The organism is Enhydrobacter sp. (genome assembly GCA_025808875.1).
In the GTDB taxonomy this organism is placed as follows: domain Bacteria; phylum Pseudomonadota; class Alphaproteobacteria; order Reyranellales; family Reyranellaceae; genus Reyranella.
In genome coordinates, this window is the sequence record CP075528.1 from 767,541 (window position 1) to 793,864 (window position 26,324).

The following is a 26,324-nucleotide window of genomic DNA, read 5'->3' on the forward strand; positions in this document are numbered from 1 at the left end:
TGGAGTTACTGCGTTAGCCAGGCGGCCCATCCCAACTTTGACCACCCACCTAATGGCGTCAGTGGAACAAGCGGTTTGAGGGGCTTGAGCGGCTTTAAAGGTTTAAGCGGCTTTAGGGGCTTTAGTGGCCTCAATGGGGCGAGTGGCCGGAGTGCCCCAGAAGGACTCGATCCTTGCAACCATCCTACAGGCTTGCCTGAGCGGTCCTGGAACGACCCATCCCTTAGTGGACCAAACCAGTGCAGTGTTGCAGGCGAGAACATGTGACCGGAGTTGTGAAAGGCCACCCAGCTCAGTGAGAGGTCGAAAACGTTGTTCCCGTCGAACCAGCCAAGGAGATTGGACTTCGCATCGAATATTGGCATCATAGGTGTGATCCAGCAGACTTCACAAACTAATCTACCATGAGTGGCGCGCAATACGCCGGTTGAAAGTTCGAGAAGTTCTCTCGGGTTTCGTGCTGACGTCCTATTTGCACGAGACGCTGGGTACCAAAGGACCGCCCAATAGGGCGGTCTGCCCGTATTCCGGCGAAGCACTTGAAAGAGTGGGGCCGCCAACGCAGTTTTAGCTCATCATACCAGATGGGACACCGAAGCGCCGAGCGCCACCGAACCGGCGGCAAGTGTCTGTGAAGGTCCTGGCACGCAAACTGCGTTGATCGGTCGGGGCGAACCGACCTGACCAAGGATCGGAGCCCCTGGCTCAAGCTGAGTAGGGCATAGAAAAACCGCTCGCCGCAGATGCGACGAGCGGCAGTCAGTCACCGACACTTTGCGGTGCTGGCAGTCATGGACGACGTGCACACGGCCATGCACGATGGCAGCCAAGAGTGGCCCTTCGCGTCGCTCTCATCGAGCTGCGCTTTGGGATCAGCAGTTCGTTTGAAGTAACCGGCAAGACCGGCAACCAGCTCTTTCTTGGAAGCGAAGGCGAGTTTCGGTTGCTTCGCGAGCGCGCCGCTCTCCTTTGCCACCTTGACGAGCTCCTCCCGCACCAGCCCGCTCAAGAAGAGCTCATCTGGCGTCCAGACCTTGCGCATGTCGAGCGCGAGATCCTTAGCGAGGCTCGAGAAGAATGTCTCCTCGGGCTCCGCGGCTTCCATGCGCTCGGCGCCGAAACACAGGATCACCGACAGGGCGATCAGGGCGTCGAGCTCGGCTGCGCTCAGCGACCGGATGCCGGAAACTATTCGCGTCCAGTCGGCGCCGGCGTGGTGCAGATGCGCCCACGCTGGCGTCTCGCCGTTCATCCTGTCGCCGATCCCCAATTTGCCGAGGAGCTTGCGGCAGGTGGTATCGACGATTTCGTAGGCATTGGACGATCCGGGACGCTGGGCGAGCTCGCGCAGTGCCTCGTGCGCCCGGAGACCGATCGCTGCCGACGGACAGCCGTTGAGGAGAAGAGCCGCCGTTGCCTCCTTGGCCTTCCGCGGGTTCTCCATCAGCGCCATCTGGAGGGCCAAGGTCCGATGGGCGTTGAGGTAGCGCCAAGTGACCTTGGAGACTGCCGGACGCTCGCGGGGCTTCTTCTCCTCGCCCTTGCCCTGGGCAGCCTTCTTGTCCACCTCCTGTCGCACCAAGCCTTTGCGGACTTCGACATGGCCCGACGGGGCGAGGTGGATGATGACGCCGGAAGGCTCCTTCTTCTTGGCCTGCCGGTACTGCCACCACGACACCGCATGGTCCGTGCTGACCTCCACCCAGGCAGCATCCTTGCGGTGCTGCTCGGCCAGGGCGTCCACAGCCTCGCGCTGCAGCGTCATGAACTGCTCGCAGTCGTCGAAGTAGGTGGCTTCCTTCTCGCCGAAGAGGTCCCGGGTGTAGGTGCCCTGGTACTTCTCGAGCGGGAAAAGCGCGATCGCGGCTGACGGCTTCTCGTCCAGGAGCACCGAGCGCAGATACCGGGCATCGAAGCCGGGATTGCGCTTGAGGTCCTTGAGCCAGAGCTTCTGCTTGTCCGGCGTGGCGAGCGTGAGCACCTCGGCGACCGACAGCGAGACCAGCTTGGTCCTGACCGCTTCCTTGACCTCTGGCGTGAGGTCCGCGAGCGCCACGCGACGCTTGATCATCGGCACGGAGACGCCGGTTTCGGCCGACACGTCATCGATCTTGGTGCCCTTGCCGAGGAGCCGGACGAACGCTTCCGCTTCGTCGATCGGATCGAGCTGTTCGCGCTGGACGTTCTCGACCGTGGCGATGCGCGACAGGTCTTCGGCCGACGCTTTTTTGTCGAAGCGGATCGGCACCTTGTAGGAGGCCGCGATCTCCCCCTTCTTGTTGAGGTACGCGAGCGCGAGGTACCGACGCTTGCCGGCCACCACGCGGTACTTGTTCCTGCCCTCGGGTTGGACCGTCAGGTTGTGGATGACTCCGTCCTTCTTGATGCTCTGGGCGAGGCCCTCGATCGCCTTCTTGTCGAAGGCACGGCGGGGATTGTCCTTGGGCGCGAGGAGCGCCGAAAACGGTACGCTGGTGATCACGTCGATCTCCTTGAGAGAGGACGCAGGCGACGGCGCGGCGCTCCGAGAAGCGTCGCGAATCGCATGCATCTTGTGTGGAAGAACCCGCATTGCGGGGGCCTCAAAGAACTGAGAACCGCCATCCAGCGTATCGGCGAGGCGCGGGCGCCCAAGGCGGCACGATTTTCACTGGCGGCAAATGGCGAACGCCGTTTGGCACCATCGCAAATCCGCCCGTCTCGCCGCGGGCGCCGGCGCACGTACGCTCACGGCATGGCGAACGACATCACGTACATCGGCCAGGTGAACTACCACCGTGACCGTCGCCGGTTCGGCATCCGCCGGGACGACCGGCTCATGCACATTCACATCATCGGCAAGACGGGGGTCGGCAAGAGCACGCTCCTTCGCCATATGGCCTTGCAGGACTACGCCGGCGGCGAGGGATTCGCCCTCATCGACCCGCACGGCGATCTCGTGGAGGAGCTGCATCAGGAAGGGCGAAGGCTCGGCCTTCACGAAGCCATCTACCTGGACGCGGCCGATCCCGAACAACCCTACGGATACAATCCGCTGCGGCAGGTGCGGCCGGAGTTCATCCCCCTGGCCGCTTCCGGCCTCCTGGAGGTCCTCAAGAAGATGTGGGCGGACGCCTGGGGCGTGCGCATGGAGCACATCCTGCGCAACTGCCTTTACGCGCTGCTCGAGCAGCCGGACGCCACCCTGTCCGATATCGGCCGGCTCCTCAACGACCGGTCCTATCGAAAGCAGATCGCGAGCTCGCTCGCGAACGAGGCGGTGCGTCGTTTCTGGACCAGCGAGTTCGACCGATATTCGTTCGGCTATCGGGCGGACGGCGCCGCCGCGATCCAGAACAAGGTCGGGGCGTTCCTCGCCGACCCGCTGATCCGCCGCATCCTGACGGAGCCGAAAGAGCCCATTTCCCTGCGTCGCATCATGGACGAGGGCAAGGTGCTGCTTGTCAATTTAAGCAAGGGGCGGATCGGCGAAGACAGCGCGGCGCTCCTGGGTGGGCTACTGGTCACCACCATCGGCCTCGCTGCGTTTAGCCGTGCCGATTCCGAGCCCGCAGATCGTCGCGACTTCTTCGTCTATCTCGACGAGTTTCAGACCTGGACCACCCTGGCCGTCGCCAACATGCTCTCAGAGCTGCGCAAGTACCGGGTGGGGCTCACGCTCGCGCACCAGTACCTGCATCAGCTCGACCCCGACATCCGGCATGCCGTCCTGGGCAACGCCGCTACGCTCATCGTATTCCGAGTAGGGGCAGAGGATGCGTCCTATGTCGGCCGCGAGTTGCTCGGTGCCGTCGACGAGCGGGATCTCCAAAGTTTGGAGAATCGCCACATGTTCGTCCGGTTGCTCGTCAATGGAGAGCCGTGCAAACCCTTCAGTGCCGTGACGTCGAGCCGGGCCGGACCACGCGGCGGGGAGTCTTCTTGGTGAAAGCTACACAGGCGTGCAGCGCAACCCTTGCCAGCGCCGCGCGCTTGGGATTCGCCCCATACCTTTGCAGCGACCACATGTCCCGCCATCCGATTTTCCGGTACCTCGGCAGCGCGGACACATTTCAAGCTCAACCTTGCCTTCGCGCCCGCTCGGCAGCTTTTCGATCCCCATATGCAGTCTTCCCTAGACTGCGCCAACATTGCGCGTTTAGGCCGTTGAAGGCAACACGGGTTGTAGAACGGCCGCGCGCCACAATGCGTTGTGACCGGGGGTACTTGGGAGTGCTCAACACCGGCTGGTCGAAGGCGCTGGATAGGGGGCTGTGCCACCCATCCCGTTGGGAGTAGCATTCGGGCCATGAAGTTGAGGATCGAAGACCTTCGGCAAATTGTCGATGCCGCGCGGGCAACGGGCGGCGCGGAAGCGGGCATCGCTGCCCAGGTCTTCGTTGATCTCTTGATTTCGGCCGAGTTCACCGGTGCGGCGCCGTCAGCAGATAAGTTCTCGCACTTGTTACAGAGCAGGCTTGAGAGACATCGCGCCCTCCTGGCGCCCGCGAGTACCGCGATCCACTAGAAAAGCTCGACGGGCGCCTGCCCGTCGGAGCGTAGAGCAACTGAACGAACTCATCTGTGATCGAGCGTGCCAGAGTAGAGATCGCCTCGAAGGGTCAACGTTGCAGATAGCGAGTTGCTGCCGCGCATTCGAAACTCGAACGGACCGGCCGTGAGAGAGCCGTCCCGGAAGCCCAAAGAGACTTGAGGCCGGCAATTTGCCGTCCTGTCGCTGATGCTCCACTATCGCGGACATTGACGATCTCTGCTGTCGATGCAGCAGACAAGAGTGGGGGCCGGGTGCGAATCTTCAGGTGCCTGTTACCACTTGCCCTCCTGGCGATCACGGGTCCGGCGGGTGCCGAGTCACCACTCCTGGGCACTGCATCAGTAGTCGACGGAGACACGCTGGAGATTCGATCGCAAAGGGTCAGATTGCATGGCATCGATGCGCCCGAAAGCCGGCAATTGTGTACTCGTCAGGATGGGACGCGGTGGCGCTGTGGTCAGCAAGCTGCGCTGGCTCTGGCCGATAGGATTGGAACGGCCACCGTCCGCTGTGAAGGTAACTCGCGGGACCGATATGGTCGGCTGATCGCGGTTTGCTACAAGAACAAGGAGGATCTTAATCGCTGGATGGTGGCCAATGGCTGGGCAGTAGCCTACCGACGGTATTCTCTAGCCTATGCTCCCGACGAAGATCGAGCGCGTGCTGCTCGGAACGGCATTTGGTCGTCTACGTTCGACATGCCGTGGGATTGGCGAGCCGGTGTGAAGCGCCAGTAGGAGTGCCACCCGCGTGACTGCTAGGTAACGACCGCAAAACCACCGGCCGATCTCCCGAGAGGCAAAGTGCCGTGAAGGATAGTCGACCTTTCTGCATTTCGACCACCCGTACCCACGGCATATTTTTCCCGTGATGATCTGGGGCAGCAACCGCCAGAAATTCGGAACACCGGAGCAAACGCTTCCTTGCAAGCGCGTATGTACTGCCGGCACCATCCGCGACCATCGCGGCAAGTCCGAGATTGTCGCTACTGGCCCTCGCCAGTTGAAGTCACCGTAGCTGAGGAAGACTGACTGCTGCGCGGGAGGACTGCAACCGTAACGTGCTAGAGCAAGCGTTGCGTTTGGCGCCATTCTGGGCAACATTACGAGCGGGGGCGCGCGACAGCGGATGCGCTGATCTGGGGGCTTGTTTAGATGTCGGGTAGTGTGAAACCGTGAGCGTGTTCGATCGCGTTCGCGCGCTTCTTCGTCCTGAAGTGGATCGCACGTATGCGGCAGACATCAAGCCGCTTATGGACTTCTCGACCGTCGACCTCGAGAAGATTCGCACCGATCTTGCGATCGTTAGGCGTGGTGCCGAACGTGGAGCGCAGAACGAGCCGCCCAGCAACGCAAGTGGCCTCGATGAGGTAGAACTTGAGATCGTGAACGCGGTCTCATCGCTTCGAAATGAAGGATTTGAGAACTATCACAAGCAAACGTCGGCATACGATGGGCGCCTAGCACGGCTCGACCTCAGAACCATAGTGCCTCAGATAAAAACTATGCTGCACGATGCCGAGGCCGACTTCGGTGCCGCAGTTACGACAGACACGAACTACGTCTTCGCGAAGAAGGACGAGGTTACCGAGGCCCAGGCCGCATACGACTCGTTTCGCGGCCGGCACAGGTTGGATCGCCTTCCCGAACTCGAAAAGAACCCAATCCTGGCCTTCGGTATCTTGCTTGTGATCTTCTTGGCGGAAACGGTCGCCAACTCAGGATTCTTCAGTGCAACTCACCCCGGGGGCTGGTTGGGGGCCGTTTTCGAAGCAGCTGCCATCTCAGTCATCAACCTCGCTATCGGCTTCATCTTGGGAATCTTCGCGTTGCGTTACATTCGGTTGCCGTCGTTTCTATGGCGGCTACCAATGGGCATTCTGACGGTCTTTCTCGTCGGCTTCGCGATCATCTTCAATGTTTTCGCCGCTCATTATCGCGACGCGTTCGCCTTGGTGCCCCCTGAAGCGGATAACTTCATGCTTGAGGCATCGCGACTGGCACTTTCGAAGCTCATCTCGGCGAAGTACGCGCTCGTTGGCTTTCAGTCTTACTTGATGGTGTTGGTCGGCCTGCTGGTTGTGACCTACGCTTCATACAAAGGGCTTGCGTGGCTGGATCCGTACCCTGGATATGGGGCCGTATATCGCAGGCATCTTTTCCGGCGCAACGAATACCTTCGCTTGATCGATGAGCTGGTCCGAAATCTGCAGGACCGGAAGGACCAGGCAATAGCGGAGCTCCGCGAGTCGATTGCCGACATTCGTCGGCGTGACGAAGAGTACGGTGTGGTCATTTCAGAGCGGAGCCGGCTCACGCATCGCTTCAATTCCTACCAAGACAGCTTGGAGAGAGGCGCGGAGGCCCTGCTTGCGGGGTATCGCGGAGCCAATCGCAAGGCCCGGACCGAGCCGCAACCTCAAACCTTTGGCCAGCCGTGGAGGGCCGGCTGGTCTCGCGAGGTAGTGCTTGGGGATACGAGCAAGGAGGAGCGTCGGACAGCTGTGGAGGAACTGTTGTCGGCGATTGCCGTGTCGCAGACCAAGCTGCTTGAAGCCTTCAATGGTGCTTTGAAGGAATACGAAAAGCTCAGAGACTTTGGTGCGGGGGCAAGACCAAGTGCCAGCGCGGCGAACTAACCGCGGCGCCGCGCGACGCGCCGCGGCACCGCTTAGCCTCTATGGAGGATGGACGACACCTGTTGGCGTGGCGCTCATCGGCGTCGCCATTGCGGTTGTTGCCGCCCTCTTCTGGCTGTCTTCAAGTGAGAAGGCCGACAGAATTGAGCTAAACGTCGCCGATCTATGCCCGAAGGATTCAAGAAGGAGCCCGCCAGCGGTGTATGTCGTGCTCGTCGACCAAACGGACCCGCTCGAGCAGCTCGCCCGGACTGCGGTCGCAAATGAAGTTCTTTCGCGCCTGCGAGCGGAGCTCGAAGAGGCCAGCGACACCCCGAGCAACCGTCATGCCAGAGTTGAAGTTTGGACCTTTACGGCGGGCAATGCGGTTAGCCCGGACACCTATCGGGTCGCCAACGTGCCGCTGTCGCTTTCACAAGCACTCAGCATGTGTAACCCGGGCGCCCCGGCGAAGTGGGATCATCTGTACCGAAACGTCGATGTAGTGCGACGGCAGCATGATCGCTTTTATCAATCACTGAGGCAGATCATCGACCAAAGCCTGACATTCAAGGAAGCACCGCGATCGCCAATCATCGAAGCGTTGTATGGTATTGGGGCGAAGGTGTTCTCGGCGCCGGAGTGGGGCGATAGCAGCAAACGACTCATTCTGATCTCTGACCTGGTGCAAGGCACACAGACCGCCGATTTCTTTCGGCCGGGCTACAAGCCAGATTTCAAGTCGTGGCGCAGCACCATCGCCGGCAGGCAGACCCTGCCCGATCTCGCCAAAGTAGGGGTCACTGCAATCGTGATCCCAGGTTCCCGTCCGGATCTTCAGAACAATAGCTTGATTGGTTTCTGGACAGATTTTCTAGATGCGACGGGGGCCAAGATTATGGCTCTCAAGAAGCTGTAGGGTCTGCGATGAGCGAAACGACTTTCGATCGAGGGGTCGCGCTACGTGAGCGGTGGCGGCTCTTTCTCGATCGAGGAATTCTAGCGATCTTTCTGGTCGTCGGCAGCCTATGCATCATTGCCCTGAAGCTGTCGTCTCTGCACTTGCTGATACGCATCGGCATTCCAGTGTCGATCATCCTTGTCTACGCAGCGCTCACCTTGTCGCGTACCCGATTCCGCCTTCGTTACGATCAGACCGGCGACAACTGCTACTACATGGGTTTCATCTTCACGCTGGTCTCGTTAGGCGTTGCGCTCTATCAGATACAGCCGGACGTCGGTGCCGAAGCCTATGGCATCGCAGTGGTCAAGGACTTTGGGCTTGCGCTCAGTACTACGATCGTTGGGATCATCTGTCGTGTCGCCCTAACGCAGCTTCGTGAGGACCCTCACGATATCGAGGAGGCGACCCGCCGCGAGCTCATCGAGTATTCGCGTGCGTTGAGCGGCCAGGTGCGCGCTTCGGTGAGCATGATGGCGGAAGTGCGACAAGAGACAGAAGACCGTCTCAAGAACTACGTGTTCGAGATGTCGCAGGTTGTGAAAGAGCATGAGAGCAGAGCGGTAGAACTGAAGGGCGCAACACAGAAGCTGTCTGATAGTGTCAAGACACTGGCAGCAGACTTGACGTCCACCGAAATCCCCACCGGTAAGCTTCGTGACGCAACTTCGGGCACCCTGGCTGCCATCGCTTTGCTGACCGAAACGCTCAATCGGGCCAATTCAGCATTGGGCCAGATCGAGGGCGCGGCGTCGAAGGTGACCGCGAGTTACGACAAAAACTCTACCGCCGGCCTTGATGTCGCGGCTCATCAGGCAAAGGTTGCGGAAAGCATGGCGGCCGGCGAAGTGGCCATTCGGCAACTTTCGGAGGCAACCCGACTTCTTAATGGCGCTTTGCAGATGGCTTCATCCGGCGCCCGGGCCTACACGGCGATGGCTGACGAGGTCCGAGGCGTTACAGATGCGCTGCGAACAGCTACCCGCAGTATTGCGAGCTCGAGTTCGCGCCTTGAGGCAGCGGAGGCTACGCTGGCAGCCCAGCTTGAAGTGACGGAGAAGGCAGCAAAGCACCTCGGTCAGCAGATCGAGAGCATGATTGCAGCTCAATCAAGGCTTGGAGCTGCGGCGTCAACTCAAACAACTGCCCCGGCGCAGTGAGCCGCGGGTGCACTGATGTCTATCCGAAACGATGGCCAAGCTTATAGAAGAGGTGTGGTCTTCGGGTTCACGGTCGCGGAGATCATTCTGCTGCTCGTGTTCTGTCTTTTGCTCCTGTTCATGCCCATGTTGTTGGCACACGGCTCAAAGCAGGGGCCAGCAGCGGTCGGCGGTGCTCTGAAGGCACGCCCCGAGAACCCTGGCTCCGCTCAGTCGCCGGCCAGTCGTAGACAGCAGGCGCCACCGACGCCGGCGAAGGAGCCGTTGCCGGAAGACTGGAAAGAGTTGGTGCCGGATGGGGCTGGTAGCGAGCGCGAGGCGGGGCCAAATGGTGCGCAGGAATCGCAACTGCGACCGCCGACCTCGAGGCCGGTTCCCGGGCTGACGGTCGACGCCGTCTGCAAGAAGCTGGGCATTCCGCCCAACAAATGCACCGTGGCTAACGCCGACGTCCAGTTGCGCAATGCCGGTCAGCACAACTGGCCACCGATAATTCGGCTTAAGGAGGCAGATGGGTACTACTTCGTCACGGGCAGTGCCCAGCCGTCGCCAGAGTTCACGAGAAAGGTTCGCGAATCTGTCGTGCGGCAGATCATCGAATACGCGACCCAGTTTCAGACCGATGTCATCGAGGTGGTGGGTCACACGGACCAGCAGGAGATCAGGGGCTTGAGCTCAAATCTCGACGTAACCGCTTTTGACATACTGCTGAAGGGTGGACCGGCAGCAAACATGGCCGCCGCTGACAACGCCGGCCTCGGGTTTGCTCGAGCGGCGGCTATTGTCCAGATCCTCGGACAATCCGACGAGCTGAAGAAAAGACGCATGATCATCTTGCCGCTGTCAGCGGCCCAGGTCGTGGATACCGACGGCAAGCTAGCTGATGGTTCAAACTCCGGCGACGTCAAGGAACGCAGGAGGATCGAGATCCGCCTGCGCCAGAGTGAGCCAGGGTCGCCGCGCTAGGTTCACCGCTTGGGCCAGCTCAAAACACCTAACCGCTCCTCAACGTAGGCGCGATCGGCAATGGCGAAGGACACCGGCACTTGCGTGCCGGCGTTTTGCTCTCACCGTTAACGTGGGGTCCGACGGCGTAGCTTGTGCGTCGCCTTGCCCATGCGCCTAGCGTTGTGCGGCGCGGCGTCGAGATCGGCGGCGCCGGATCCCTGACGCCACTCACCACTAGCGATTGATTTCTTCTCTATCCACAGATTCCCGCGTGGATTGTGCTTGACACGTTGCGGGGGGGGGGGGGGGGGCTGTTGGTAAGCATGGGACAGGTGCGCCATGCGAAGAAGCGCCAAGAACAGCGAGAGGAACGGCTCTCCAACAGTGCTACGAGCACCGCGCGATGGATTGCAACTTATACGGGTGTATGGTATAATTAACTGCGGAAGCTTGTCACCCCGCGGTGACGGCGTTCCTTCTCATCCCACAATCAGGAGAAATCGAATGTTCGCCAGAATCCTGGCGGCGATCGTCGCTGCCTTGGGGCTTGCCGTCGCGTCCGCGGCGCACGCCCAGCAGACGGCGGCAACGCCGGTGAGCGATGCGCAGCTCCGCGAAGCGTGCCTGGGCTGGTTCGCCGACAAGACCTACGTCGGCAAGCTCGTCAACGCCAGTCCCTCCAACAAGCACGGACGCGAGATAACCTTCTCGACGACGACGCAGGGCATGCTGAGGCAGACCGACGCCGGGGCACGTTGCGTCGTCACAGTCAGAGCGCAAAACGATGCTCGCGACAGGCCGATCATTCGCGAGTTCCTCTTCGACGGAGCGAGCGCCAAATGGGTCTGGGCAACGGACAACCGCAACTGGCGCACGTTCACGCCCGAAGGGACGTGTCTCCGGTACGAGGGCGAGATCATCCTCGGCGAGGCGGCCTACGGAACACCCACGAAGGGACTCCTGGTCTACGACGCCAATGAGACGAAGGAGCTCTTCTGCCCCAAGCCCTGACAAGTATCGGGGCGAATGAGGGAGGGCGCGGCATACTGCAGCCGCGCCCTTTTTGTTTGCTCAGTAGTCACATCCGTCGCTGTCTCCTCCGCAGCTAGCGCTGCAACAGCAGCCATCGCAGCCGGCGCCGCCAGGGCCGGGGCCGCAACAGGAGCCCGTGAGGGGAGGATCAATAGGAAATCCGCCCACGGGAGGCACTTCGGCCTGCGCGATTGAAAACATGGCGTGCTCGCGATGCGCGGGATGGTCCGCGGCGACAGGCAACGCAGCGATCCCGATCGAGCCGAGGATCGAGAACAGGATCTTGGTACCGCGACCGCGCCTTTTCATATTTGTCGGTATTGTACCACCGCGGCGGAGATCTCCCGCGCGAGCGCGGGAGAGGAGGATGCCATGAAGAACAGCGCCGGCCGAAGGCGGCCGCTCCTGCTCGTGGCGTCCGTGGCCCCCATGATCTGCGCGATCGCCGGCCGGTTGGGGGCTTTCGTGGCGAGGCCTGCCAGCTCGGCGGCGATCGTCGCGGTGATGCTCGCATCCTCCGGCTGGGCATGCGCGGCCAGGTGCCGGGCATAGGCGAGCCGTATCGAGAAGCGGACCTGCTCCAGAATCGCTTCGCCCGCGCTCGCGGCGTCGGCATAGCCGGCCGCCTCCAAATAGAAGGCGCGCAGCGCTCGCTCGTCGAGGGAGCCCAGTCCGTTGTCGAACAGCTCGACGGCATAGGTCGCGGCGAACATGTATCCCAACGCCAGCCGCGTCCTGTCCCACTCGCTTCCGTCCCGCGCCGCGCGCAGCATCGCGACGCCCTTGTCGAAGTACTCGGCCGCCTTCTGCCCATACTCGGAACGGAAGCGGGCAAGGGCACCCGTCATGTACGGGTACTTGCGGGCGTAGAACTCACCCGCCAGCAGGTACGAAAGGAAGTTCGGGTGCGAGGTGGCGATGGCCTCGTGGGCCTTGGCGATCGCGATGTCCGCGTTGATGCTCTCGTCTTGCTGAAGCTGCTGGTACGACCCAGCCCATGGCGAGCGCGCGAAGACCTGCCTGGTGAATGACGCGTCGCCGCGGGCGCTCAGGAACATGAGGAGGTGGACCGAGGCGGAGGCGCGCGTCTGCTCCGAGAGGCCGGGCCGGCCGATGAGGTCGAGGTAGCGGTCGGCGGCCTGCTGCGGATCGTTCGCCTCGAGGCTTCCCGCCAGCAGCAGCTGGTACCCCGCCCGGTCCTCGGGCGCACGGGCCCCGTCGACGGCCGCCGTGAAGTCGCGTTGTGCCGCGGCGTAGTCTCCGCGATACAGGGCGTTCAATCCGGCGTCGGCGTCACTCTTGAGCTTGGCATCCTGCCAAGCATCCCAGGCCCAGTAGCCGAAGCCCGCGCAGGCGGCGATCGCGACGATCGCGAATACGATAAGCGAGGCTCTTGCGCGTGCGCCCACCATGTATGCTCAACGATACCATGCGGTCAGCGGGTCGAGGCCTTGCAGAGCGCGGTGCTGTAGATAACGGATCCGGTGATGTCGTCGAGACGGCAGTTCTGGCTGGCTCAAACAGCGGATCGACGCCAGAGGCGTGCCCACTGACACTTCCCGTTGGCAAGTGTCGTCACGAGGTGGCGCACTCATTGACGCACTATCGTACGAATATAATTGCGTCCCCGACTAGGCGTGGGATCGCGGGTTCGATCGACAAAGTTTCAGAGCATCTGAATAGCTGCACCGCTGTCTAACCAGCAGTCAAGTTGCAAGGCGGCATCCCACGTACTAGACCCGAAGCCAACCGCAACTGGGGGGTGTTCTGCTCATGGCGAAGGCGCATCCGGTAGACGTTCATGTGGGCGTGCGTGTACGCCAGCGGCGCACGCTCCTGGGCATGTCTCAATCCGGGCTTGGCAACAGCGTCGGACTTACCTTCCAGCAGATCCAGAAGTACGAGCGCGGTTCGAACCGCATCGGCTCGAGCCGCCTGTTCGAGTTTGCCAAGGTGCTCGACGTGCCGGTCTCCTATTTCTTCGACGAGATGCCGTCGAATGCACTGGCTGGCAGGCCGATGTCGGGCCGGGGGCGCAAGGGCGACTTCGGCGAGGCGGGCACGCCGTTCGAGCAGGAGAAGGATCCGCTGATCAAGCGAGAGACTCTCGAGCTGGTGCGCGCCTACTACAAGATCCGCGAGTCGCGGGTGCGCAAGCGCATCTTCGAGATGGTCAAGGCGGTTGGCGCGGCGAGCCATGCCGAGGTGTTGCAGGCCGCGAAAAGGCACACGCGACGGCGCATTGAGAAGTAGGCGGGAGGCGTGGAACGCAGTCTTTCAGCGGTGCGGGGTCCTGTGCCGACGCAGGGTGTGTCGGGTTACCTTTTTGCCGGGCGTGCCCATTACTCTGAAATCACTCCGGAAACGCGCCTACGAGGAACATCCGCAGACCCTCGGCCAGCATGAAGAGGCGCCGATAACCGGGCGTCCTGCAGGGGGAGGCGGCCGAAGCATGGAGGTTCGGGCGTTCTCCAGCCCATCGGGCGACCTATGGGAAATCTCGGCATTTGCCAACTTCAACGTACCCGTACGCTCGAATGCCCTGTCGTATCGCCGCTTCCCCATCGAGCGTCGTCAATCCCTTCCGCCGTCGCGGCCCGCAACTCAATGTCCATTGCGCGGCGGTTGCAGGATTCCGCTGTAATCTACTTACAAGCGCATGTAGGATAACTCATCTTGCTACCGTAGCGGTCGGGGCAGAGGCCGCGGTAGCCGAGGGGGGTTAATGAGCCGTCTTACCTGGCGCGCGGCGTGCGTTGTTGTGGCCGGTATGCTTGCCGCGACGCTGCAGGCGTGTGGCGGGGTTGACATCGAGCAGGCCAAGCAGCTTGCCAATGCCGGCGTCGCCGCGTCCGACCGCATGCATATCGAAGCTAGGCAGACAGCGACACGCATGGCGTCCTGGCGGGAAGGGCGGGTGTTCTTCGCCGTCCTCGTCGACGGCAACCGCGACCTCGTCATGAAGTCGGACGGGTCGGACATCGCTCAGTTGGCGAAGTTGCTCAAGAAGCGAGCCGACGCGATCGGGGCGCTCTCCTCGGCCTACAAGTCGTTCCAGGAGCTGGCCGTGTACGACGCTGCCGGGAACACCCAGGCCGCGGCGGCGGCGTTCTTCGCCCAGACCAACGAATTTCTCAAGACCGCGCAGGAACTCCCCGGAGACGCGGGGTCCTTGGCGAAGGGCATCAGCCCGCTTGATCCGCAGGTCACCGAGGGGCTCTCCCTCGCCTTCGGCGTGATCGCCCGAGAGGTGCAGCGGGCCAAGCTCGCCAAGGCCAGCGTGGCGCTGCGGACGGGCGTCGAGAAGCTTGCCGAGGTCTTGAAGGCTGAGCGCATCTATGCAGTCTCCATCCGCCAATCCATTGCCGACGACCGCCACGCGCTGCGCACCATGGCGCGGCGGCGCGGGATCGGGAGCTACGAGCAGCCGACGAAGGAACTCCTCTCAGAATTCGACATCGTCGCCGTCAAGGATCTCGATCCGGCCGTCCTGCGCTCCCCGCAGGCCAAGGCCGCGGTGGAGCGCATTCTCAACGATCGGTACGACGCCGAGCGCGCCACCATCGGGCCGACCTACGATGCGCTCCTGAAGCTCCTCGATTCAATGGTCGAGCAGCACAAGCAACTCGAAGCCGGGCGACGCATCTCTCTTGCGAGCATCATTGCCTTGGCCAGCGAACTCGAGGGCTACTACCAGCGTGTCCACGGGGCGAGCGCCAAGAGCGGTTCGTGAGTCTACGAAGATTCTAAGGGGGAGACTCGGGCAATGACGCCACAAGAGCGGTTGGACGAGATGCTTGAGAACAAGCGGAACGCGCAGAAGGCGTTCATGGACCGGGCCGATGGCGCCGCTCCAGCCGAGAAGGATCGGCTGCGGGTCAACTGGGAGACAGCCGAGCAGAATCTCGTTGCCGCTCAGACAAACGGTCTCACGAAGACGTCCGCCGAACTCGACGACGCCGTCGGCAAGCTGGCAACCGCAAACACAGAGGCGAAGGCAGCCCTTGCCGCAGTCATGCAAATCAGCGAGCTACTGAAGAAGCTCGAGAAGGCAACCACGCTTGCGGGCAAGGTCTTGCTGGCGGCCGTTTGATGGGGCTGCGCCATCGCCAAGCATCGGTGATGGACCCCCGCGGAAGGACCGAATGGTGATCCAGGAAAACGCGAAGAGGTTTCTACGCAGCGCTCGCACGATCGCACGTCCCTTTGGGGACAAACGATGATCGAGCGGTTGACCTACCTCTGCGGAATCGCAGTGGCCGTCATCAGTTGGGCGATCGGACAGCTCGTCGCCGACCTGACGGCGGTGCCGGTCGTCTATACGGCGACGGAGGCCGTCTCCGCTCCGCCGGGCACGAAATTCGAGATGCGCAACCTGTCTCGTTCGAAACGAATTGGGGAATTGACGATCAACTTTCTCGCACCGACCGGCTGCGTGACCCAAGCTCGGCCCGGCGGCACCGAATGGACCCTTGAGGCCCCGAGCGAACTCACCGGCGTAACCGTCGGCTCGCTCATGCCGGGGAGCGTGTTCTTTGTGAACGTTACGCACGCCGGCTCGTGCAAGGTCAGGTTCGGCATCGGCTTCAAAGAAAACACGCCAGTACGTGTCATCGGAGGGGGCATCGAGAGTTTCTTGCTGTTCAACTGGCTGACGTTGATCGTCGCCTTGGTGCTTGGCGCCGCAGTCGTATTTGGGCTCGCTCTCGCGAAGGCCTATCAACTGTCGCGGCCGACGGCGCCGGCGAAGTGAACCGCATGATGGTGCAGGTTATGGCTCGTTACTCGGAGGCACTATGATGACGCGCAAACTGGCCGGCGCGTGCGCCGCTTTCGTCGCATGTCTAGTGGGATGGCCATCGGATGGATCGGCGCAGACGACGAACGTTGTCGAAGTTCGCGTCGTTGTTAAGGACCGCTCCTCGAACACGCTCGTGAATGCAGCCATCTACTCCCGCAGCAATTGTCCCATGTACGACCCCAGCAAGTGCTACGCGGCGGGAGTGCACAGGGTGCAGCGGTCGCCTTCAAAAGTAAGCTGCCCCCAAGGAGCGGAAATCTACGCCCGGATCTCGACGCCCGGGTACTATCGTCAGTCGAGCGCCGGGAACTGTTTCTCGGACGACGGGCCGATCGAGTTGTTTGTAGCTCGATATGATGCGACGGACTGGCTGACTCTAGCGGCCAACGGCCTGAACAAGGAGGGGAAGCCTAACGAGGCGACCGTGCTCCTTGCGGAGGCCTACCAGCGAAACCAGTCCCAGGATACGTTCGAGGAGACACTGAAGTCTGCGGCGAAGGCGCTGGGGATCGATCCCAAGAAGGCCCTGATTCGCGATGAGCTGCAGAAGCGCAATGTGGCTTCGACCGAGCTTGTTGATGCGATCAAGAAGTTTCAGAAAGAGCAAGGCATCCTCGTTGACGGTGTACTGGGCCCCCAAACCATGAAGAAGTTGGCTGGCGACCGGCCGTTGCGCGACGTCATCTTCGAGTTCGCCGTGCAGCCTCCGACAAAGGCTGCGGACGTGAAGAGCTGACAAGGGGCGGTGCTGCAGATGACGGATTCGGTGACGCGGTCGAGGTGGTGGTGCTGGGCTGGCTCAAACAGCGGATCGATGCCAGAGGGGTGCCCACCGACATTTCCCGTTAGGGAGGCGAGCGGGGTGTCTAGGCCGCTCGTTTCACCCTTATCCCCGGCAATCTATTGATATAATTCAGGATTCTGATACTAGTTTCAGTAGAGGCCGTGGATATTTTGTCCCGCACATGAAGGAGGTCGAAAATGATTGAAGCCACCGGGGAGGCGTAACTTGCATCTCGGATGCTATCATTAGTAGAATCGACGGGCCGCCTTTGTTGGCGGCCCTTCTAATTCGGCCAAGCCTATGAACTCGCTCAGAATACTAACGGGCTTTATCTTGGTTGTGCTGCTCGTTTGGGCATTGGAACAATGGGTAACACTCTCCAACTCCGCAGCTCTCGCCCCAGCACTGTCTAAGCACTGGGTGCACGTCGCGGTCATTGGAGTGTGGGTGGGTGCAATTGGCGCGGTGCTAGTGGGGTTGGTGTTTCTTCGCATACACAGTACCAAAGCTGCAAATACCCACGTAGAGAATTACGTCACCGCGGTCTTATTCACAATCCTCGTTGGCATTCTCTTACTTGACTACACCAAAGAAGCCGGTCCAATCGGACAAGCCACCATTTATGCGGCGATGATGGCGACCATCGGCTGGCTAACCTCCGCGTTCCTCAGCGTGCGAAACCAGATTGAGCAGAATAGAATCCTCCGGGACTTGAGCCGCAAGCAGCACACACTCAACGTCTTGTTGCAAATGCGAGAAAGTGCGGAGTTCAACAAACATCGGTATGCATATGCGAAAGCCTTCCCGAGAAACTCCTCAATCGCGCCGGATCATCTTTACCATTTAAAGCAGGAAGCAGAGAACAACGGGCAGAATTCGTTTGATGATCCTCATCCGTATGACGCGCTCCGGTACCTGGCCAACTATTTCGAGTTTCTCGCAGTCGCTCTGCGCGCCAATGACCTTGACGAATCTCTGCTGAAGAAGTCCCTCCGCGGCGTAATGGTCAACTTCCACTCACGGGCGAACGCTTTCATAAAGCTTAACCAAGAAGAGGAGCAGCGCGCCTACGAGCATTTTTGCCACGTCGTCGAACAATGGAGGAATGACAAATCAATAGAGTTCAGTACGTAGTCGTGACTAATGTGAGCTTGCGCTGGTCGACGCGTAGAGCACCCGTTGTCCTTGGATATCCTTGCACGTACGCCGTCTCGACTGCCTGTGCGCCAATGTACGCGCGGGAACCTGACCCTTGGGCGTACCCCTCCCATAAACGCTCGACGATACCATGCGGTCAGCGTGTCGAGGCCTTGCTGAGCGCAGCGCTGTAGATGACGGATTCGGTGGTGCCGTCGAGATCGAGCAGGGCTTCCATGGCGGGGTCGTTCGTGCCGCCGAGCATGGTGACGCCGATCCCCCGCGCCGCGCCGACGAGCGACAGGTTCTGCCCGATGTGCCCCGCCTCGACCAGCACGTAGCGGTAGCCGCGCTCGCCGTACTTGTCCTGCGTGCGGTCGAAGATTGCGGTCATGACGACCACCGCCGAGCTGCGCGCGATCCAGTCGTACCGGAACAGGTCTTTCGCGTCGTCGAGCACCTCGCCGCCGAAGACGGCCTCGAGGACGTGCTCGCGCACGCGATAGTGATAGACGCCGCGCGCAAGCTCGCCGCCGGCGAGGTTGAGCAGGTACAGCTCGATGGGATAGCGGGCGCCACCCGACGGGTGCGCGCGACGGGAGGGCCGTGCCTCGCCCTCGCGCGGCGCCTTCCCGCCCACGATCCCGCCGCTCCACAGGAGAAGGCCGCCGATGTCGTCGAGGGAGAGCGCCGCGCCGTCGGCATGACGGCTCGCGCGCTGGCGGATGGCGTCGGACAGGCTGCAGGCGATGTCGGGACGCGGCAGCTCGACGACCTCGCATCTCAGATAGACCTTGTAGTGGATCGTCGACGCGGCCTGCGCTGCCGCCTCCGGGGACGCATGGGCGCGCCGCCCGGCGCCGTGCTCCTTCGACCGATGATGGAACAGCCGGGAGTAGTCCATGTCAGGGAAAGGGATGCGGGAAGACGGTGCGCCCGCCCGGCGTCAGGCCGAGCGCCGCGGGCACCGACGAGAGCCGCTCCGCCTCGAGCGGCGCCTGGTGTTCGTTGAGGTACATCGGCACGAGCTTGGGCACGCGAACCTGGACCGCGTGGTAGCCCAGCGCCTCGATGATGGGGTTCTCCATGGTGTGGACGTAGATGCCGTAGCCCGGACCGAGGCGGCGGAATGCCTCCGTCAGCGCGTGCAGTTCCGCGCTGGGAGATCGGTGGCGCGCGAACTGCTCGGCGAAGGCTGCGAACGGCTCCAGCGGGCCGTCGAGCCAGAAGCCGAGGCGCGCGAGCCATTCCTCTCCCCGCCACAGCGTGATGCGCTCGAGCTTGCCGATCTTCGGATCGGCGAAGGGCATGTAGGTTTCGGCGGCCGGATCGACGGGCTGCGGCACCGCGGAGAGCGAGAGCGCGGGGATGGCTTCGAAGTAGGCGCGCTCGAGCGCCTGGAGCGCCGTCGCGCCGTTGCCCGCCCCCACGGTGACGATCGGGCCGTCCTTCCGCCGCGCGACCGCGATGCAGACGGCCGTCGGCACGGGCAGGTCGGTGCGCAGGTCGAGGAAGTGCAGCTCGGTCCGATGCGCCCTGGCATACGCCACGAGCCGCTGGAACTCGGCTTCCGGAACATCCGCGACATCGATGCGACGAGGTGTGAGGGCGTTGAGCCAGTAGATCAGGAACGCGTCGCGCTGGACGAGCTCCTTGAGGCCCGCGAGAATCGCCTCCTCGCGGGAGAAGTGCCCCGCCATGCCGTTCGAGGTGTGCGGGTTGAGGATGGGCTCGTCCGGCGCGGCCGCCCGAAAGGGGTACTGCGCCAATTGAGCCGGGATGAAGTGCGGCTGGCCCGAGAGCAGCTCCGTGCCCGTGACCCAATGGAATGGAGTGGCGGCGCTGTAGCGAAATCCCTCGAAGCGCGCGACCTGGTCTGCCGAGAACCGGCACAGCGTCCGCGGATCGAGGAAGCGGGTCCCGCGCCGTTCGAGCTCGGCGATCGAGGCGCGCGTGCAGGCGCCCCGGTCGACGATGGCCGCCGAGTACCGCTCCAGGAACTCGCCCAGGGCCTTCGAGATGGTTTCGTCGGCATCGCGGCCCGAGGCATGGCCGGTGACGCGCTCGCCCGTGCCGCCGGCCACGCCTCTGACGGCGACCGACAGGGTCTTCGGCATGTCGTTGCGGAAGGCCGGGCTGTCGAAGCCGGGCCGCTCGATCACGCCCTCGCGGTACAGGAAGCTGAAGATCGGCTGCCAATGCAGCGGCACGGGTGACGCGACGGGCAGCTCGACGTTCTCCAGCACGCCCCACCGCACGCCGGCTTGCGAGAGCATGAGCCGGGCGCGCTCGCGCCAGCGCCAGGGCTTCCTGAACCGCGAGGCCGGGCCCGCCAGCGAATCCGTCGCCTCCCGGAGCGTCACCGTCGAGGGAAGCGCCATGCCACGGCGATGTCGTGTGACGCTTACTTCCTGCTCGGACATACGCTTCGTCGCGCCAGTGTACCACGCGCACGGCGCCGGGAAGCTTCACAGGCAAGCGCCGCGTCGTGAACCCGGCAGGACTCACTCCTCTTCAACCAGATGTCGTAATGACGACCATGCAGAGCGTGTGACTAAGGACGCCCTATGTGCAGGCGACGAACCGCCCACCAAGCCTAGTGGTAGAGCCGCTATGAAAACAAGCCGCCGACAGGACTGGGGCGCTCGAGTTTGGGCGGATCCAATGAGAGCGAGGCGATTGTCGTCGCCTACTTGCGACTCATCAGCGTCTTATTCTGGTACGTCGCGTACCACATCTCAACGACGAAATTCTTTTCGTCCTGAAGTGTGATAACCGCCTTCTTGACCTTGCTGACGCTATTCGTCGAGGCAACGACAGTGAGCGTCGAACCGCTTAAGCCGTAGTAGAAGGACTTGCCGGCCTGTGTGACGATGCCGTCGACCCACCAGTCGCCGCTGATCACGATGGCGCGCTCACCGGAGTTGAACTTGCCTGGGCGGCACTCCGCGATGTCCCAACGAACATCTGTCGGAAAGAGCGGACCGACTCCGCCGCGCTTGGTCTGCATCTTCCCCGTGTAGCTGACGCCCTTGGGGAAATTCTCGGCGCAGACCTTTGCCACCTGCTCGTCGAACGAGAGCGCGATCTGGCTCTGCGCGTGAGCGGTCGAGACGCCGGCGAAACACGCAATCAGCATCGTAGAGACGTAGACGATGGTCCTCATGGAACCCTACCTGTCGCGTCGCTACGAAAACAAACCACCGGTAGGAAAGAAGGCCAACGTCGCGACGTTGACCCCTATGCGAGTCCGGTTCACTGCCGAACTCCAGCCTCGCCGGAGACGCCGGCGGGAATTTTGCTGAACTTGAGTGTCGCGCCAGCCTCAGCACTTGCCTCGGCGTTCACAGCTTTGGCGCGCACCTCAGCCGAGGCATCTGCAGCGACGACCGATCGGCGCTGCGACTCAGCCGCAATCCCCTGGGCGCTTGAGGCGCCGACGACGAGCATACAGAGCACGCTGACAATGATGGGAAGCCGCATGGCGACCCTCCTGTAAGTTAGCCCGTGAGCCCATGCTCACGTGACTTTGGACAACCGGCGTACCGCGGTCGCCGCTCCACAAAAGCCATCCTGCCTTTCGACTTGTCCATCAGCGCTTGGCTGCAGGATCACCGAAGACGCTGCGGGGCGCCTTGCTCAACCCTGGCTCCGACGCCGCTGGCGGTCGGGTCAACCCCCCCCCCCCGCGGCGGCAGGGCCCATGCCCGGATTAGCAGTGCTGGAGGCAGGCGCCTGAGCGCAGCTCGCGACGCTGGCGACGATCATTGCCAGGCAAAGAATCCGTTTCACCACCATGAAGAATCTCCCCCGCCCAACACCGATCGCGTCCCATCGTCAGGCAGGCCGATTGTGGCCGTCTCGCCTTTAGATGTCTACGCGATGGTCGCGAGGGGGCAACATCGGAAGCCCGGACCCTCCCTACACCCCTCCTTACGCTCCGCCCCTAGGGTAAGGCGGGGTGAGGGTGACGGTGCGCGCCGCGATGTTCCGCCATCTCCCCTCGAAGGCGGCCGCCCGCCCGCGCGACTTCAATCGAAATCGATACCGCCGCATGCCCAGCTCACGCTGCCTTCGACTCCACGCGCACGCGTGCACCGCGCGCGTGAGAGTCGGTCTGCGGCCTCCTGGCGGAGGCCTCGACCATCTCTGGATGAGAGCGGTGGATTTCCTCTGGATGTCCACATCCCATACGTGCATACTGCCTGCACTTCTCTCGTCCGTCGGGGGGCGGTCATGCAACTGAAGCTCAAGCGTTCGCAGCGGACGGGCGGCATGCTCGGCGGCAAGGTGTTCTTCGCGCTCGACGCGCGCGCCGATCTCTCCGACGAGGAACGCGCGCTCGTTAAGAAATACGATCTCGGAAAACTCGTCGTCTACGACAGCGACGCGCGCAAGAAACACAGTGAAAGCGCGTTCGGCCACTTCGGCGATGCGGCGTCGACGCGGGGATATGACGCGGCGGCCGTCGGTTCGGGCCTGTGGAAGAACGCCCGGGGCATCGCGAGCATGGCGATGGCGGCGCTGACGCTGCGCGTCACCATCGACGGCTTGATGCAAGGCCAGCACATCGAGTGCAAGGAGCTGGTCGAGCTCATGGCAGCCGAGCGGGCCATCGTCGATGCCTGCGAGAACCTGAAGGCGTATCTCGAGACGGCGGTCACGTTCGACGGCCGGGAAGAGGTCGTTGAGTTCTAAGATACCGCCGCCGCGGCCGGCCTCGGTCTTCACCCCGTTCCTCCGGCGGTTCACCGACGAGCGCGCCCGCGACCTGGACGAGACCGTCGCGCTGTACCGGGAGGTGCGGGCGGCACACGAGGCGTCCAACTACAGCCATGAGAACATCGTCTCGGTCGTGAGCGCGGTCGTCGCCGAGCGGGTCGGCGAAGCCGTCGAGCTGCCGGACTCGGTGCCGCTCGCCGAGGCGCTCGACCGGTGCCAGCAAGAGGTACTTGGCCTGGAGACGACGCTCTTCACCTTCCCGGAGATCGACTGGAGCACGGAGGTGTTGTCGCTGCGCGAGCAGGTCGACCTCAGTCGCTTCCTGCGTGCCAAGCAGCACTTCCTGGCCAACCACGAACGGGTGGTGGAGGTACTCGTCGACAGCCTGGCCGATCTGTTCGGCGGGCTGATCCGGGCGCTGCCCCGAACCGGGAAGGAGGGGGCGACTGCCCTGTTCACCGTGCCGCTGCTGTCGGTCCTGGAGGATGTCGGCAAAGCCGTGGACAGGATCGTCGGCACGGCGCACGACCGGGAGCTTGCCGAGCTGGGCCTTTGTGTCGAGCTGCGGGCCCGACTCTACGACAACGTTTGCCGCGCCTCGGGCGTCGCCCCGGACGACGACAAGTCGCGCAAGCCGCTGATCATGGCCGTCGACTCGGACCTGCCGCCGCAGGAGCTGGTCGAGACGTATCTGCGTGGAACGCCGTTTCTCGACCTCTTCCTCATGCCCGTGCCGTTCGCCCTGCCCGACGAGGTCCGCGTCGAGCACATGCACGTCGTGGCCGGCTCCGGCCACGGCAAGACGCAGCTCCTGCAGCATCTCATCGCCCACGATCTCCAGCGACCCGCTCCCCCGTCGCTGATCGTCATCGACAGCCAGGGCGAGATGCTGCGCAAGATCCAGCGGCTCGCCGTCTTCGCCGACAACCCCGACCGGCTGGTGATCGTCGACCCGGAGCAGTATTCCCCGGCGCTCAACATGTTCGACACGGCGAACGCGCGGGCTGCGCGCTACTCGGCCCTGCACCGCGAGCAGCTCCAGGCAGGCATCGTCGAGCTCTACAACTACATCTTCGCCTCGATCGCCGCCGAGATGACGAGCCGGCAGAGCACGGCGTTCGCGTTCGTATCGCGGCTGATGCTGGCGATCCCCGGCGCCACCATCCACACCCTGCGCGAACTGATGGAAGACCCCGCCTCCACCATCGAGCAGAGCCGCTTCAAGGACTACGTCCCGGCGCTGGAGCCGACCGCGCAGGCGTATTTCCAGAACCAGTTCTTCACCAAGCGCTATGCCGACCTGCGCCAGCAGATCGCCCGGCGGCTCTACGGCGTCCTGTCGGTCCCGGCGTTCGACCGCATGTTCTCGGCCCAGGAGAACCGCCTCGACATGTTCGACGCCATGCAGTCCGGCAAGGTGGTGCTGGTCAATACCAGCAAGGCGCTCCTGAAAGCCGACGCCTCGGCGCTGTTCGGCCGCTACATGATCGCCCTCGTGATCCGCGCCGTCTACGAGCGCGTCGCGGCCAAGGACCGCCACCCCACCTACCTCGTCGTCGACGAGGCGTCGGAGTATTTCGACGACAACATCCAGCTCCTCCTCGAGCAGGCGCGGAAGTTCAACGTCGGGCTGGTGCTCGCGCACCAACACCTCGACCAGCTCTCCGTCTCGCTGCGCAGCGCCATCAGCGCCAACACGGCGATCAAGCTGGCGGGCGGCGTCAACGACCGCGATGCGCGGGCGCTCGCGCCCGGCATGCGCACGACGGGCGAGTTCATCTCGTCCATCAGGAAGCGCCGCGCGTCGACCGAGTTCGCCTGCTACGTCCGCAACAGCACCGAGAGCGCGCTGCGGCTCGCCGTGCCGTTCGGGACGCTCGAAGGTCTGCCGCGCATGAGCGCCGAGGAGGAGCGGGTGCTGGTGGAGCGCAATCGCGGACGGTACGGCACGTGGCCCATGGAGACGTCGTCCGCGGCGGTCCCGGTCGAGACGCCGTCATCGCCACCGGTGCCGGATGCGCCTCCTACCGAAGAGCACGCGGACGACTGGCGGTCTTAGTGCAGGTGGCGCCATGTGCGCCGGCGAGGCGCGGCGCGCGACGATCACATTTTCGGTGCGGAAGGCGGGCAGCGAACGAGCGCCGCTATAGTCGCTCCATGGAAGTCGAAGCCCAGCCTAAGCCGCAGAGGTTGCCGCGGTTCCGTCGGGCCGCCGTGCCGCCGGCGTTCCGGCTGACGGAGGACGACGTCCGGATCGTGCGCCTGGTGGCGCGCTATCGCTTCGTGCAGTCGACGCACATCGCGTCGCTGGTCGGACGCTCGCTCGACCGGACGAACGACCGTCTCCGGCTCCTCTTCCATGCCGGCTACCTCGACCGGCCGCGGGCGCAGCTCGACTACTACCCGAGCACGGGCTCGGCGCCGATGGTCTACGCGCTCGCGGACAAGGGCGCGCGCCTCCTGGCGCAGGACGACCCGGCGAAGGGCGGCACGGAATGGAGCCGCAGGAATCGCGAGGCTGGGCGGCCGTTCATCGAGCACCAGCTCGGGGTGATGGATTTCCAGGTGGCCTTGCAGCTCGGCGTCCAACGGCAGCCGGACCTCGAGCTCATCAGCGCCGAGGAGCTGATCGCCTCGTTTCCGAGCACGCCGTCCGCCAAACGCAATCCGTTCGCGCTGCACGCAAGGTTGCCCCAGAGCGGGTTGTTGCATGCCGTCGCGGTCATACCCGATCTGGCCTTCGGCCTCCGCTTCCGCGACGGCTCACGCCGCTGCTTCATGGTGGAAATCGATCGGGGCACGATGCCGGTCAGCCGAACTGACATTCGACAGACCAGCATCGACAGAAAACTCAGGTCGTATCTGGCGGCCTATGCGGAGCGGCAGCACGAGAAGCGCTTCGGCTGGAAGACGTTCCGCGTGCTCTTCGTTGTCCCGGACGAAGGCCGCCTGGAAGCCATGACGGAAGTCGCGAGGTCCGATTCGGCGCTGAGCGGCGTCGGCGGCTCGCTGTTCCTCTTCGCTGCGCTCGGCGCCCTCCAGAAGGTCGATCCGATTGGATGCGGATGGCGGAGCGGAGGGCGGACGGTCTGGCTGCACCGATAACGGTCAGCGGGTTTTCAGCCAGTGGGACCATGGTCTTTCCTCCTTGCCCGGCGTGGCATCGGCCAATACCATGCAACCGTGGGGAGGGGGCATCATGGTATATGCTCGCCTGGCCGGTCGGCGCGCCGGTCACGTAAAGCATGGACGTCGCGATCATCATCCTGTGGCTCGTCCTCGCCGGCGTCGTCGGGTGGGCGGCCGGACAGAAGGGCCGCAGCGGCGGCGGGTTCTTCCTGCTGGCCTTGCTGCTCAGCCCGCTCATCGGTTTCCTGGTGCTGATCGCCGTGCCGGCGCGGGAGCGGTCGAGCGACAGCGGCTTCATCGTTTGCGGCGCGTGCCGTCGCCCCTTTAAGTCCGACAAATGGTCGAGCTGCCCGCACTGCGGGGCAGCGCGCGAAGAGAAGTTGCCCACCGAAAAGAAGTGCCCGGCCTGCGCCGAGATGATCAAGGCCGAGGCTGTGAAGTGCCGGTATTGCGGTACTGATCTATCGGTTCAAGCACGCGATGCAGCGACAACCTGAAT

The 26,324-nt window shown here is 63.0% G+C and carries 25 protein-coding genes; 18 read left to right on the plus strand and 7 right to left on the minus strand.

The genetic code is table 11. The features are described 5' to 3' along the window. Positions 1 to 5 precede the first annotated feature (5 nt). Both KIT25_03790 and KIT25_03795 read right to left on the minus strand, forming a co-directional pair. Complete coding sequence (locus KIT25_03790; protein ID UYN96077.1) at positions 6 to 368, minus strand: hypothetical protein; 363 nt, start codon at positions 366 to 368, stop codon at positions 6 to 8. Between the two features lie 395 nt (positions 369 to 763). Next, on the minus strand, positions 764 to 2,482 hold the full coding sequence (locus KIT25_03795) for a ParB/RepB/Spo0J family partition protein (protein ID UYN96078.1): 1,719 nt from the start codon (positions 2,480 to 2,482) through the stop codon (positions 764 to 766). 252 nt (positions 2,483 to 2,734) lie between these two features. Between KIT25_03795 and KIT25_03800 the strand changes: the two genes are divergently transcribed. The 8 genes from KIT25_03800 (at position 2,735) to KIT25_03835 (ending at position 11,231) form a co-directional block, all read left to right on the plus strand. Beyond that, entirely contained in the window at positions 2,735 to 3,928 is a 1,194-nt protein-coding gene (locus KIT25_03800; protein ID UYN96079.1) for a type IV secretion system DNA-binding domain-containing protein, read from the plus strand. 360 nt (positions 3,929 to 4,288) lie between these two features. Further along, a complete protein-coding gene (locus KIT25_03805) occupies positions 4,289 to 4,507 on the plus strand; it encodes a hypothetical protein (protein ID UYN96080.1) in 219 nt (72 codons plus the stop codon). A gap of 320 nt (positions 4,508 to 4,827) precedes the next feature. Then, positions 4,828 to 5,271 carry a thermonuclease family protein gene (locus KIT25_03810; protein ID UYN97812.1) on the plus strand — a complete coding sequence of 148 codons (444 nt, stop codon included), beginning with the start codon at positions 4,828 to 4,830 and terminating at the stop codon, positions 5,269 to 5,271. A 437-nt stretch (positions 5,272 to 5,708) separates the two neighbouring features. Beyond that, positions 5,709 to 7,172, plus strand: a complete 1,464-nt coding sequence (locus tag KIT25_03815) for a phage holin family protein (protein UYN96081.1) — start codon at positions 5,709 to 5,711, stop codon at positions 7,170 to 7,172. 67 nt (positions 7,173 to 7,239) lie between these two features. Then, positions 7,240 to 8,070, plus strand: coding sequence for a hypothetical protein (locus KIT25_03820; GenBank protein UYN96082.1), 831 nt, complete (start codon positions 7,240 to 7,242; stop codon positions 8,068 to 8,070). 8 nt (positions 8,071 to 8,078) lie between these two features. Beyond that, positions 8,079 to 9,272 (plus strand): hypothetical protein, encoded by a 1,194-nt coding sequence (locus KIT25_03825; GenBank protein UYN96083.1) that lies wholly within the window; start codon positions 8,079 to 8,081, stop codon positions 9,270 to 9,272. Positions 9,273 to 9,326: 54 nt separating this feature from the next. Beyond that, entirely contained in the window at positions 9,327 to 10,238 is a 912-nt protein-coding gene (locus KIT25_03830) for a hypothetical protein (GenBank protein ID UYN96084.1), read from the plus strand. Positions 10,239 to 10,724: 486 nt separating this feature from the next. Next, a complete protein-coding gene (locus tag KIT25_03835; GenBank protein UYN96085.1) occupies positions 10,725 to 11,231 on the plus strand; it encodes a hypothetical protein in 507 nt (168 codons plus the stop codon). 326 nt (positions 11,232 to 11,557) lie between these two features. Here the strand turns inward: KIT25_03835 and KIT25_03840 are convergent, their stop codons facing one another. Continuing rightward, positions 11,558 to 12,664, minus strand: coding sequence for a hypothetical protein (locus KIT25_03840; GenBank protein ID UYN96086.1), 1,107 nt, complete (start codon positions 12,662 to 12,664; stop codon positions 11,558 to 11,560). Between the two features lie 361 nt (positions 12,665 to 13,025). Between KIT25_03840 and KIT25_03845 the strand changes: the two genes are divergently transcribed. From KIT25_03845 to KIT25_03870, 6 genes are all read left to right on the plus strand, one after another. Then, the gene (locus tag KIT25_03845) at positions 13,026 to 13,505 is read left to right on the plus strand and encodes a helix-turn-helix transcriptional regulator (protein ID UYN96087.1); all 480 of its coding nucleotides are present in this window, start codon (positions 13,026 to 13,028) and stop codon (positions 13,503 to 13,505) included. A 472-nt stretch (positions 13,506 to 13,977) separates the two neighbouring features. Further along, the gene (locus KIT25_03850; protein ID UYN96088.1) at positions 13,978 to 14,985 is read left to right on the plus strand and encodes a hypothetical protein; all 1,008 of its coding nucleotides are present in this window, start codon (positions 13,978 to 13,980) and stop codon (positions 14,983 to 14,985) included. A 33-nt stretch (positions 14,986 to 15,018) separates the two neighbouring features. Further along, positions 15,019 to 15,345 carry a hypothetical protein gene (locus KIT25_03855; protein UYN96089.1) on the plus strand — a complete coding sequence of 109 codons (327 nt, stop codon included), beginning with the start codon at positions 15,019 to 15,021 and terminating at the stop codon, positions 15,343 to 15,345. Positions 15,346 to 15,471: 126 nt separating this feature from the next. Further along, positions 15,472 to 16,005 (plus strand): hypothetical protein, encoded by a 534-nt coding sequence (locus tag KIT25_03860; protein UYN96090.1) that lies wholly within the window; start codon positions 15,472 to 15,474, stop codon positions 16,003 to 16,005. 46 nt (positions 16,006 to 16,051) lie between these two features. Continuing rightward, positions 16,052 to 16,789: a peptidoglycan-binding protein gene (locus KIT25_03865; protein ID UYN96091.1), complete on the plus strand. Its 738-nt coding sequence runs from the start codon at positions 16,052 to 16,054 to the stop codon at positions 16,787 to 16,789. 348 nt (positions 16,790 to 17,137) lie between these two features. Next, positions 17,138 to 17,971 carry a DUF4760 domain-containing protein gene (locus KIT25_03870; protein UYN96092.1) on the plus strand — a complete coding sequence of 278 codons (834 nt, stop codon included), beginning with the start codon at positions 17,138 to 17,140 and terminating at the stop codon, positions 17,969 to 17,971. A 160-nt stretch (positions 17,972 to 18,131) separates the two neighbouring features. Here the strand turns inward: KIT25_03870 and KIT25_03875 are convergent, their stop codons facing one another. The 4 genes from KIT25_03875 to KIT25_03890 all read right to left on the minus strand — a co-directional run bounded on the left by KIT25_03875 (position 18,132) and on the right by KIT25_03890 (position 21,457). After that, positions 18,132 to 18,878: a SagB/ThcOx family dehydrogenase gene (locus tag KIT25_03875; protein UYN96093.1), complete on the minus strand. Its 747-nt coding sequence runs from the start codon at positions 18,876 to 18,878 to the stop codon at positions 18,132 to 18,134. 1 nt (position 18,879) lies between these two features. Further along, entirely contained in the window at positions 18,880 to 20,355 is a 1,476-nt protein-coding gene (locus tag KIT25_03880) for a YcaO-like family protein (protein ID UYN96094.1), read from the minus strand. Positions 20,356 to 20,663: 308 nt separating this feature from the next. Continuing rightward, complete coding sequence (locus KIT25_03885; GenBank protein UYN96095.1) at positions 20,664 to 21,140, minus strand: hypothetical protein; 477 nt, start codon at positions 21,138 to 21,140, stop codon at positions 20,664 to 20,666. Positions 21,141 to 21,229: 89 nt separating this feature from the next. Further along, positions 21,230 to 21,457, minus strand: a complete 228-nt coding sequence (locus tag KIT25_03890; protein UYN96096.1) for a hypothetical protein — start codon at positions 21,455 to 21,457, stop codon at positions 21,230 to 21,232. 792 nt (positions 21,458 to 22,249) lie between these two features. Here KIT25_03890 and KIT25_03895 point away from each other — a divergent pair. From KIT25_03895 to KIT25_03910, 4 genes are all read left to right on the plus strand, one after another. Further along, positions 22,250 to 22,672, plus strand: a complete 423-nt coding sequence (locus KIT25_03895; GenBank protein UYN96097.1) for a hypothetical protein — start codon at positions 22,250 to 22,252, stop codon at positions 22,670 to 22,672. Further along, positions 22,662 to 24,755: a type IV secretion system DNA-binding domain-containing protein gene (locus KIT25_03900; protein ID UYN96098.1), complete on the plus strand. Its 2,094-nt coding sequence runs from the start codon at positions 22,662 to 22,664 to the stop codon at positions 24,753 to 24,755. Before KIT25_03895 ends, KIT25_03900 begins: the two co-directional genes overlap by 11 nt. Before the next feature lie 98 nt (positions 24,756 to 24,853). Beyond that, complete coding sequence (locus tag KIT25_03905; GenBank protein ID UYN96099.1) at positions 24,854 to 25,801, plus strand: replication-relaxation family protein; 948 nt, start codon at positions 24,854 to 24,856, stop codon at positions 25,799 to 25,801. 140 nt (positions 25,802 to 25,941) lie between these two features. Then, complete coding sequence (locus KIT25_03910) at positions 25,942 to 26,322, plus strand: hypothetical protein (protein UYN96100.1); 381 nt, start codon at positions 25,942 to 25,944, stop codon at positions 26,320 to 26,322. The last annotated feature ends 2 nt before the right edge of the window (positions 26,323 to 26,324 follow it).